We start from the raw sequence: 10,202 nt of genomic DNA, 5'->3' as shown, positions 1-10,202 counted from the left end.
CAGCCCCCAAACTGATTGACGCTGCATGACCCAACACGGGTCAACTCTTAGACAGGGACGACGTGGCGCACTGGACCGGCAAATTCACCGCCGCGTTTGACGCCGTTCGACACGCCGCAAGTCGGCTCGGCCCGCGGAAGAAGGTCAAGCCGACACCGTTCGGCGAGAAGAACGGCAAGGCGCCGTTCAACGCCTCAGGCGTCGCGCAGGTGGGCCCACACCGATTCGTCTTCGTCGACAACCACGATCCGTCGGCACTCTTCGAACTCGCCCTCGATGACGACGACGCCGAAGCCGAGCGCATTGCGCGGCGTCCACTCGCGGGCGTCGCGGACGGAGCACTGCGCGATCCCGAAGGCCTCGCCCGCATCGACCGGAACGGCGAGACCCTTCTCGTCGTCGCATCGTCGCTCTGCGTCGCGGGCGCCAACCGGTCCGACGGATTGGTGCGGGCCCGCTACACCCCTCACGGCGACCTGCACGCGGAACCGATGGACGGATTCCGGGCTTGGCTACTGTGCCACGAACCCTCGCTGGCAAAGGCCGGCGAACGAGAACCGGACGCCGGCGGGCTGAACATCGAAGGGCTGGAGTGGGATCCGCACGCAGGTGCGCTTCTGTTCGGCCTCCGCGGGCCGGCAGATCCCGGAGAAATCGCGCTCATCCGCGTTCCCGTCGACGTGGCCGCCGCGTCGTGGACCACGTCGTCGCTCGGGCCGCCATCCATCGTCCGCGTCCGCATACCGAAGTCGACTGCGAGACAAGGAGTCCGTGACCTTTCGTACGACGATGAGGCCGGGGACTACCTGATTCTGCTAGGGCGTTCGACGAGCCGCGGGGACGCCCCCTTTCAGCTGTGCCGCTGGAACGGCAGCAGCGACAAGGCCCGGCTGCTGGACATCGCCTTCCATCGATCGATGAAACCCGAAGGCGTCACGACGTTCTGGAACGGCGACGAGAAGAAGATCCTCGTCATCGACGACGGCGGTGGCTATGCGGTGGTCGGCTATCCCGGTGTGAATCAGTAGAAGTAGAGGTCGGACCCGGGCAGCTCCTGGTGCACCCTCGCCCTGCCGCCCGGTGTGAGGTCGAGCCCGAACTTCGCCATCTCATTCGTCCGCACGCTGACGAGGTTGAAGCAGCCGGTGTATGCGAAGCGCCCCGGCGGGTTGGCGACATCCGTGATGGGAACGGGTACGGGCGCGATCGTGAACTCCTCGGCATGTGAGCCGTTACTGGGCGCACACGTATAGAGGTACTTGTGCCCCTGCGGTGTGACTTGCGTACCGCTGGCATGCAGATTTCGGCCGAATGCCTGATTGGTCAACGACTTTCCCGTCCCGAGGTCGTTGAGAGCCCATAGGTCGGTGGCGTCGTTGTCGTCCCGCAGCGGTTGGTGGTAGACCTCGAAGTTCGCCGGAGCCGGGATGCCCGGCGGAATCGACTCGGTATTGCTGGCATGCAGACAGGCACTGGTGTCGTGCTTGAGGACGTAGACCGGTTTGGCGGCGCCTGGCAGACCCGCCGCGATGTATCCGGCCGATTCGGCAAGGCGTAGTTGCTGCCGCACCGAATCGATCTTCGCCACGGCATCGGGCACACCGAAACCCGTGAGCAGCGCCTGCATTTGGTCGATCAACGGTTTCAGGACCGTCTGCTGGTGCTCGCGGCTGAACAGGGTGTCCCGATACGCCCGGATCTGGTCGAACAATCGTTGACGACGGGCGTCGTCGTTGCGGACCAGCTGGGCGATCACCCCGTCGCGGCCCAGCTTGAAGGGCCGGCCTGGCTGCAAGGTTTGGTCGATGCCCCATGGGATCATCTTGAACTTGACGTTGCCCACGCCGGGGGCCGCGACGGCCGCCACGTCGTTGTAGACGTAGGTGTTGTTGGTGTTGTCGGCGTAACCGTCCCAATGCTTGAGGAAGAACTCCATCGCATAGACCTTGAGGTACTGGTCCATGTCGAGCATCTGGTCGGCGCCGGCCAGTCCGTTCGCCTTGACGTGACTGATCGCGAATTTCAGATCGGCCTTGTCGTCGAACTTGGAGAGGTCCTCGACGCCGATGAATCGCACCCTCTCGTCGAGGAAGTCGTCGTGATGCTCGAGTTCGTACAGATTGCCCTTCATGTTGCCGTTGAAGTTCCGCTCGATGTAGCGCTTCATCACCGGCTCGGCATTGACGTAGATGCCGGGGCTGTTGACGCTAGCGCCGCCTTGGCCGATCGGCGTTCCGTTGACGAACACCCTGGCGTAGTTGCATCGCGAATGGGGCAGCCCGGCCATGTCCAGCATCCGGTATCCGAGCGTCTGCCTGACGTAGGACTCGTCTTGAATGGAGTTGTTGACCGTCACGTACCGCGACCCGATCAGGGCTTCGATCCCGGGGACGTTGGCATCGCCGTACTTGCCGAAGTCGACGTGCAGGCACGGCTTGTTGCTGTCTATCGAGCCGCAGAATGACTTCTTCTTGACGCCCACGTCCGCGAACGTGGCCGCCGCGGGAAACCTCGTCCCGGATATCTCGACCGAGGTCGCCTTGCGCCATTCGTACCTGGCGCCTTCGGTCCATTCGAAGTTGCACCGACCGCCTTGGGGCTCCTCGTTGCGCACCAAATCCCAGTCGGCCTGCGGCATCGTGATCTTGACCGTGACGACGTTGTCGAGCGCATAGAACGAATCGAGTGCTTGCTGCTGCTGGGCGCTCATCGCCATTCCCCCTCGAGCCATGCTTCGTGGCCTATCTAGAGGGTGCGCCGGGTGCCGCCGATCAGTGCGCGTATCGCAGTACTCGACCCCGCGAAGCGTCGTCCTCTTGGCCCGAATCGTTCACGTTTGATCGGCCGCCTCGGCCCGTAGACGGCCCGGCGAGAGTGAGACGGATCCAGTACCGCGCGGTCTCGAGTCCGTCGCCAGGCGTGGACCCACCTGGCCGAGGGAGTGATTCTGTGAATCCCCTGTCTGAGATGGTGTGAATCTCCTGGTAACCGTGTGATCCCGTTCACATTTGGACGGATTGTATGCAGTATTCAGTTAGCGGCGACGCCCGTGAATCAGGGCTAGCCGTCGTCGTTTGATCAACATGTGGCTCGACCCCGACGTGTACGCGCCGGGGAATGTCGTGGGAAAGGCGCTCGAAGGATGAAATACCCATTGATGACCGTATTGCTGGTCGGTACAGCCGCTTTGGCCGGTTGTGGAGGTGGAGGTGGAGGTGGAGTCAACAGCACCGCTGCACCGACACCACCCAAGCTGCTGACCAACATTGCCGTGCCTAATGCATCGACCCCACCATTCAGTTCCGACATCGGCTACGTCGAGGCCGGCAAGTACTTTCTTGCCGACCGGAACAACAAGGCCGTGGATGTCGTGGATACCAAATCGAACAAGTTGATCGCGCAGATCCCCGGGCCGTTCACCGGTGCTGGCGCAACGACAGACGAGTCCGGGCCCGATGGAATCGTCGGCATCACCGGCACGCACACGATCTATGTCGGCGACGTCGACTCGATCAAGGTGATCGATACGGATGCGCAAAAGACGGTCAACACGATACCAATCAGCAATTCCGGGTCACGGGTCGATGAAGGCTGCTACGACCCTGACGATCATCTCGCGATGTACGCGAGTCCCGGAGACTCGCCGCCGTTCGCCACTTTCATTTCGACACTGACACAAAAGCCGGTCACAAAGCTTGTCTTCAACGGTTCGTCGGGACTGGAAGCATGCGCATACGATCCCGTCTCGAAGAGTTTCTTGATCAACAATGACGGGACCTCCGCCAATCCCGCTGGCGAGCTCGATGTCATCACCGGGAGCTCTGTGGCGGCTGGAAAACCTGCTGTCAGCAAATCGTTTCCGCTCGGAAAATGCGGACCGACGGGAATGGTGCTTGGCCCGAACAACGACGTGCTCATTGGATGCGATCCGCCGGCCGGGGATCCGCTCATGACCCTGATCATGGATCGTGCAAGTGGCGCAATCCGCGCCACCGTGCCGTTTGGCGGAGTGGACCAGGTCAATTACGATCCCACGTCCAACCGCTATTTCCTGCCTGCGCGGCACTTCGTGAAGGGTGGCACCGCTGCCGCGAAGGGATTTGACCCGCAGATGGGAGTCGTCGATGGAACGACGCGGCAGCTGCTCTTCACGGTTCCTGTCGGCACAGGCGCGCATTCTGTCGCCATCGACAGCACGCTCGGGCAAGTCGAGGTGCCCTTTCAGGCCGGCGCGGCGGGATTCCCCAATGGTGGCATTTCGGTGTTCTCAACCGGCTAGTGAGCCCGGATCGTTCCCGGCTGATCGCCGTGGTCTGCGTGTAGATACACGGAAGCGCCTGTCCAGCAAGGGAACTTGGACTGCGGTGGTCGTACTCGCGTAGTCGCTCGGCGGTGGGCATTCGCGTCCAGCCCCTACGGGAGTACGACCACCGTCGTCACCGGCGCCTGGATTACCGGGACCTGCGGGGCGACCGGAGCCGGTTCGGGAGCTGGGGCCGGGGCGGGCGCAGGTGCGGGCGCTGGGGCCACGGCCGGCGGGACGTAGGCCGGCGCCTGCGGCGCCGTGTACACCGGCTCGGGCGCCGGGGTGTACACCGGTTCCGGTTTCGGCACCGGTGCAACCGAGGGCACGGACGGCGGCGCCGTGAACTCGATGGACGACGGCGGCGAGGACGGTGGAGACGACGGCGGTGACGACGGCTCAGACGACGGAGGGGTCGAGGGCGGCGTGGACGGCGGAGTCGAGGGCGGCGTGGACGGTGGAGTCGAGGGCGGCGTGGACGGTGGAGTCGAGGGCGGCGTGGACGGCGGTGTCGACGGCGGCGACCACGGCGGGAAGACCACGATCGGCGGAAGCGGGATGTACGGGATGAACGGCGGCACCTGCGGGATGCCCGGGGCCGGAGGAACATCGGCCGGCGGCGGTGGTGCCTCCGCGGGGGGCTGCTCGATCGGCGGGCCGGCCGGCGCATTGTCGACGACGGGCCCGGTGTTGGTCCGCGGGCTGAAGCTCGGCTTGGGCGCGGGCGGTGGCACCGGCGGCGGGGTCAGCACGGCGACCGGCTGGGCCACCGGGTCGGGTTCGTGCGGAACCGGAGGCAGGTAGCGCCCTGGCACCGTATCGGACTGCACGGGGGGCGACGACAGTTCGCTGGCCGACGCCGCCGGGCGGACGTTGATCGCGACGGTGACGGCCAGCGTGCCGAAGCTGACGACGAGGAACGCAATTGCGCTGCCCATCAACAGCATTCGCTGATGCACCGGCGCTACTGCCTCGGTGTACGTCGTCGCGTCGTCGTCGTGCTCCGGGATCAGCTCGCTGAGCGGATCCATCGGTATCTCGTACGGACCGTCGGCGTAGCCCATCTCCGTGGGCAACGGGTCGGGGTCGGCCATCGAGTAGGCCAGCTGCGGTTCCGCCGCCGCACGGAGCGCGGTCGCCGCATCGGGGGCCGGGCTCGCGGGCGCCAACTGCGTCGCTGGGCCCGCCGGGTCGATGGTCGCCCAACCGACGGTCTTGGCCGCTCCCCTGGCGATCGCGAAGCTCGCATCGGTGGGCAGTTCCACCGGCACCCGCGACTGGTCGCGGATGCCCGCGGCGACGGACTGCATGTCCTCCCGGTGCCCGACGAGCATCACCCGGACGGGTGCTTCCGGCTGGGCCGGCATCGCGGCCAACACCGCCGCGCAGGCGACGGCCGCACCGGCGGCGCCGATGGGCACGGACGCCAGCACAGCCGCGGGCATGGAGTCTTCACCGACGGTGGTCAGCGTTGCGGTGTCGTCGTCGACCAGCAGCAGCGCGGCGTTGGCGTCGGTGCTGCGCACCAGTGCGGTGGCCGCCTCGACCTCGGACACCACCTCGACGTTCTCGACCCCGGCGCGCAGCAGCATCTGGCGCAGGGTGTCGGCTTGTAATGGGTCCAGGAAGGACAGCCGCGTCGCGGAGAGCCGGTTGCCTGAATCGGTCACCGCGCGGTAGGTGCCGACGATGGTGTCCGCGAGGTCGGTCGTCGCGGCGTTGTTGGGCAGGTCGAGGGCGTATTCGTCGAACACCTGGCCACCAGGTGAACCGATCATCGCCAATCGGGCGACCGGGCCGGTCACCGCGACCCCGAGGACTACGTCCACAGGACTACTCCTAACTCAGGACCTACCCATCCGTATGGGTTTTCGCTCACCGCCCCGCAACCGTTACCGACGTCGCAATTCGACCCCGGCCACGCTATCGCAAATCCTTGGAACATCCTTGGCGTCACCTTGTGCACCGGACCGAAAATGGGAACAGTGAGTGACGTGAGCGAACATCAGGACGCCGCCACGGCCCAGGTGGCGACCGCGCGCGTCCCCGCCGCGGCGCGGGTCGGCTACGTCCCCACCCGCACCAACCGGGTGCGCGACGGGCTCGCCGTGGCACTGCTCGTCGTCGCCCTGCTCCTGCCGTGGAGCATCGAGTTCGGGGTCGGCGTCCCCGGCAGCAGCGCCATCCTGTTCGTGGTGGTCGTCGTGGTGACGCTGCTGGCCATCGCCGCCGCGCTCGCACCGCACGTCGGACCGTTGCGGCTCACCGCGCCGCAGCCCGACTTCGGCCGCACCATCCGCGTTCGGTTCTTGCTGACGATCCCCTACCTGCTCTGCGTGCTCGGGTTCATCGGGTTCCACATCGTGGCGACCGTCCGCGACGGCGGAACCGGTGCCGTACCGCCGGGTGCCGGCCCGGGCATCTGGCTGGGCGTCGCCGGCGCATTGCTCGCCGCGCAGCCCCCGATCACCAGTATCACCATCGAGGACAACGGCTTTGGCCGCTGGTACGCCGCGGTTCGGATCATCGGCGTGGCCTCGATCGTCCTCGCGGCTTGGGCCGTGGTGTTCAACCTGTTCTGGCGACTGCGCTACCTCTTCGTCACCACCGGGACCGTCGCAGGCCACGACGTCGCGGTCGTGATCAGCACCCTCCTGTACGGCGGGGTGGCGATGATCGCGTTGGTCATCGGTTCGGCCTGGCTGCTGCAGAAGACGGCCGCGGCCCGGCTCGCGACGACGGCGCTGGGCGTGTCGGCCGGTGTCGCTGGCGTGCTGGTGTGGGTGGCCGCCGTCGGCCGCGACGTCGACGCCTTCCACGGCATCGCCGAGAACACGTCGACCGCTGCCGTCGGGTACGAGGGCTACCTGGCGTGGGCAGCCGCGGCCGCGATCGTGGTACCGACGACGCTGTACGCCGTCTTCCTCGTCAAGCCGCCGACCATGGCCGTCTACCGCGGGGCGGCGCTGAAGTGCTTGACGCTCATCGCCTTTTGGACGTTCGCCGCGGCGGGACTGCGTGTCACCGACTTCCTCATCGCGCTGTGGCTCGATCTGCCGCGGTCCCTCTACGACAGCTTCGCCCTGACGGCGTTCAACGTCGTCACCGGATGCATCGCGGTGTGGCTGCAACGCCAACTCGCCAAGGGTGGGCTGTCGTCGGTCGTCATCGCCGCGTTCAGCGGTTCGCTCTTCGTCTTCACCGCCGCCCAGCTGGTCATCGGCGTCGCGCTCGCCCCGCGCTACGCCGACCCGACGCCACGCGGCCCCGACGCCATCTACGGCAACGACCTGGCTCAACAGATCACCAGCATGTTCGACGTCGTGATCTGCGTGCTGAGCCTGGCCATCCTGGTCGCCGTAATCGTCACCGGCCCGTTGGCGGGCTACCTGCTACGGCGCCGCGCACCTCGCAACGCGACCCCGGCGCCCGTCGAGCCGCCGACGGCCGTCGTGCCACGGCCCCAGCAGACGACGATGCCGAAGATCGTTCGGCTCAAACAGGATTCGGCGACGGGGCTCGCCCCGACCACGGAGGTGCCGGTCGCCACGACTGCCCTGCGGATTCAGCGGCGGCCGGAGTCGACATCCCGTCATGCGGCTCCCGATGGACCGACGGTGCCGGCCAAACGTCCGTTCGCCGTAGGGGCTCCCTCGGAACCTCTCCCCGAGGTACGCGATCCCGGCGAGCGCCGGGACTAGTACCTCCGCGGCCCGTCAACAATTGATGACGACTCTGGCGAGACACCCATGCCCCTGAGGCCGAACCGCTACGGGCAGAAGTGCAACAGCCCTAGCGGCCCGGTGACGCAGGGCGGACCGCCGTAGCCGTAGCCGCCGTAGCCGTAGTCGGGTGGCGGCGGCGCCCAACCCGGGCCTCCGCCCCAGCCACCTCCGTCCCAGCCGCCGGGCTGCCAGGGGCCGCCCGGCCCGGGACCGTGGCCCCAGCCTCGGTCCTGTGCCCAGCCCGCGCCGTTCACGACCGGGGAGGGTGCAGCGTTCGCCACGCCCGAGCCGATTCCGAGGGCGGCGAGCCCAAGTGATCCGGCGATGGCGGTTCCTGCTGCGATGGTCTTCAAATGATTCATGCGAAACCCTGCGATTCTCGTCTGGCAATCGAGACCCTGGGTCGTCCATTCGGCCCAAAGCCGTTCCGGGAGAATGGAAGACGATTCCACTCCCACCAATGACGGTACGCCGGGGTGATTATGAGGAGGCTGTGCGGACGTTATGCATTTCAACGCCCCGCGGGGGCGGGCCCCTACTGCGGGTATTGCGGCTCGTGGAAGCGGTTGATGATCGGAATGCGCTCGATGATCCGATCACGAAGCCGCGGCTGCGGAGGCGGCGGAACGTACAGCGGTGCGGGCGGTGGAACGTAGGCGGGCGCGGGCGGCTGATAGACCGGCGGCGGTGCGACGGGCGCAGCGGCGGGCGGCTCGTACACCGGCGCGGCGGCCGGTTCAGGTGCAGGCGGTCGGGCCACCACGATCGTTTTCGCGACCGCGGCCGCCGCCTGCTGCGGTGACGGCGCGGCGCGGTGCGGCGGCGGAGGTGCCGCGACGGGGGCGGCTTCGGCGGCGTTGACGTTCTGCGGTTCTTCCGTCGCCGAATCCGGGGTCAGGCGAACGCCGAGCGCCATCGACAGCGAGACGACGAACGTCAGCACGGCGGCACCGAGGACCGTCGACAACAGGCCGATCCGCGACTTCAGGCGCGGCCCCACCCATGCGCCCGGCACCTCCGCGTCGTTGACCTCGCGGGCCGATGCCAGCGCCGCGCCGCGGGCCAGGGCCAGCTCGGCCTCGGTGGCGGAGAAGACCGGCGTCTCGGAGATGGCCTCGAACGAGGACACGATGACGTCGACGTCGTCCGAACCGACGACGAAGACCGCGCCTGGTCGCCGGGCGGTGGAATCCAACATCGCAATCACGCTGCTGGTCAGCTCGAGGGCATCGTCGCGGTCCTGCGGCCGGTCGATGCGCTCGACCGTCACTTGGTGATCGGTCACCAGCGCCACGAAGGCGGCGTCCGGTTCGACGACGCAGACCGCGACGTCGTCGTAGTCGGTGATCTCGGCGATCCCGTACGCCAGGGCCTCGGCGGCGTCGGTGTCCGGCACGGCCACGACGTTGCGCACCCCACGGTCCGCCAGGGCGTCCAGCACGACGCTCGCCGACACCGCGGCCTCATTCGTCCAGGTGACGCCAACCGCGTGCAACCGGTTGCCGGCGACGGTGTCCTGGTTGAGGAGGACGTCGAGCAAGAAGTCAGCGTCCAGCGCGCCGACTTGGAACTCGCCGCGGTCGATGGGCGCACCCTCGCCGGTCGCTCCCTCGACGAGTACCCAGCGCACCGCGGTCGAGGTCAGCGATAGACCAAATACGAGGTCCATTTGGCATGCTCCCGATCCGACTGCACTTGGGTCCGACAGTACCGCCGGGCGCAGTGGCCTGGGTGTGAGTTCACACCGGGTGCAGCGTCGGCTCGCGATCCGCGACCACGAACGAGGCCCCGGTGAGCGCGGGCGCCCCTGGGCGCGAGACGAACGGCAGCACCTGGAAGTCGGCGCGCACCTCGTCGGGGGTGATGCGGGTCCTCGCGTAGCCGCGGCGGTTGCTGAAATACCGAATGTCGGGGGTCTCCGGCCGCACCGCGTCGATCTCGTCGCGCGAATCCGAGCCGTCCCCACCCGAGCTGATCGAGGTGGTGACCAGCTCGATCAGCTCGGGCGGCGACGATCCGGTCGCGATTGGCGGTGTAGCCGTCCCAGGCGTCCGGGTCGATGCCGCTGCCGGGGCCCGGCGTCGACTCCACTTGCGAGAAGAACACCTGCTGGCCCAGCACGTCCCAGCGGGCTTCGGACTGCGCGAAGCCGTCCAGCAGCCAGCGTTCCTGCT

The 10,202-nt window shown here is 67.2% G+C and carries 8 protein-coding genes and 1 pseudogene; 3 read left to right on the top strand and 6 right to left on the bottom strand.

Translation table 11 applies throughout. The features are described 5' to 3' along the window. Positions 1 to 62 precede the first annotated feature (62 nt). Complete coding sequence (locus QOC69_RS17885) at positions 63 to 1,028, top strand: YjiK family protein (protein ID WP_526441940.1); 966 nt, start codon at positions 63 to 65, stop codon at positions 1,026 to 1,028. Here QOC69_RS17885 and QOC69_RS17880 read toward each other — a convergent pair. Further along, positions 1,022 to 2,710: a CotH kinase family protein gene (locus QOC69_RS17880; protein WP_526441938.1), complete on the bottom strand. Its 1,689-nt coding sequence runs from the start codon at positions 2,708 to 2,710 to the stop codon at positions 1,022 to 1,024. The genes QOC69_RS17885 and QOC69_RS17880 overlap by 7 nt on opposite strands. A gap of 447 nt (positions 2,711 to 3,157) precedes the next feature. Between QOC69_RS17880 and QOC69_RS17875 the strand changes: the two genes are divergently transcribed. Beyond that, a complete protein-coding gene (locus tag QOC69_RS17875; RefSeq protein WP_526441936.1) occupies positions 3,158 to 4,279 on the top strand; it encodes a YncE family protein in 1,122 nt (373 codons plus the stop codon). Between the two features lie 134 nt (positions 4,280 to 4,413). Here the strand turns inward: QOC69_RS17875 and QOC69_RS17870 are convergent, their stop codons facing one another. Beyond that, on the bottom strand, positions 4,414 to 6,132 hold the full coding sequence (locus QOC69_RS17870; RefSeq protein WP_526441934.1) for a DUF7159 family protein: 1,719 nt from the start codon (positions 6,130 to 6,132) through the stop codon (positions 4,414 to 4,416). Positions 6,133 to 6,297: 165 nt separating this feature from the next. Here QOC69_RS17870 and QOC69_RS17865 point away from each other — a divergent pair, with 165 nt between their 5' ends. Continuing rightward, positions 6,298 to 8,004, top strand: coding sequence for a DUF7937 domain-containing protein (locus QOC69_RS17865; protein ID WP_526441932.1), 1,707 nt, complete (start codon positions 6,298 to 6,300; stop codon positions 8,002 to 8,004). A gap of 68 nt (positions 8,005 to 8,072) precedes the next feature. On the opposite strand, the gene QOC69_RS17860 is transcribed toward QOC69_RS17865, so the two are convergent. From QOC69_RS17860 to QOC69_RS17845, 4 genes and pseudogenes are all read right to left on the bottom strand, one after another. Continuing rightward, entirely contained in the window at positions 8,073 to 8,390 is a 318-nt protein-coding gene (locus QOC69_RS17860) for a hypothetical protein (RefSeq protein WP_526441930.1), read from the bottom strand. Between the two features lie 173 nt (positions 8,391 to 8,563). After that, positions 8,564 to 9,697 carry a DUF7159 family protein gene (locus QOC69_RS17855; protein ID WP_526441928.1) on the bottom strand — a complete coding sequence of 378 codons (1,134 nt, stop codon included), beginning with the start codon at positions 9,695 to 9,697 and terminating at the stop codon, positions 8,564 to 8,566. 70 nt (positions 9,698 to 9,767) lie between these two features. Then, on the bottom strand, positions 9,768 to 9,956 hold the full coding sequence (locus tag QOC69_RS17850; protein WP_526441942.1) for a hypothetical protein: 189 nt from the start codon (positions 9,954 to 9,956) through the stop codon (positions 9,768 to 9,770). 124 nt (positions 9,957 to 10,080) lie between these two features. After that, positions 10,081 to 10,149, bottom strand: a pseudogene (locus tag QOC69_RS17845) (hypothetical protein); the annotation flags it as partial. Positions 10,150 to 10,202: the final 53 nt, after the last annotated feature.

The sequence above is a fragment of the Mycobacterium sp. genome (assembly GCF_032162105.1).
In the GTDB taxonomy this organism is placed as follows: domain Bacteria; phylum Actinomycetota; class Actinomycetes; order Mycobacteriales; family Mycobacteriaceae; genus Mycobacterium.
Note: the sequence above shows the minus strand (reverse complement) of the source record. Positions and strands in the feature narration are given on the sequence as shown.

Excerpts from the sequence above, each read along its gene's own strand:
- QOC69_RS17880 (WP_526441938.1), bottom strand. The coding sequence starts at position 2,710 with ATGAGCGCCCAGCAGCAGCAAGCACTCGATTCGTTCTATGCGCTCGAC.
- QOC69_RS17875 (WP_526441936.1), top strand. The coding sequence starts at position 3,158 with ATGACCGTATTGCTGGTCGGTACAGCCGCTTTGGCCGGTTGTGGAGGT.
- QOC69_RS17860 (WP_526441930.1), bottom strand. The coding sequence starts at position 8,390 with ATGAATCATTTGAAGACCATCGCAGCAGGAACCGCCATCGCCGGATCA.
- QOC69_RS17855 (WP_526441928.1), bottom strand. The coding sequence starts at position 9,697 with ATGGACCTCGTATTTGGTCTATCGCTGACCTCGACCGCGGTGCGCTGG.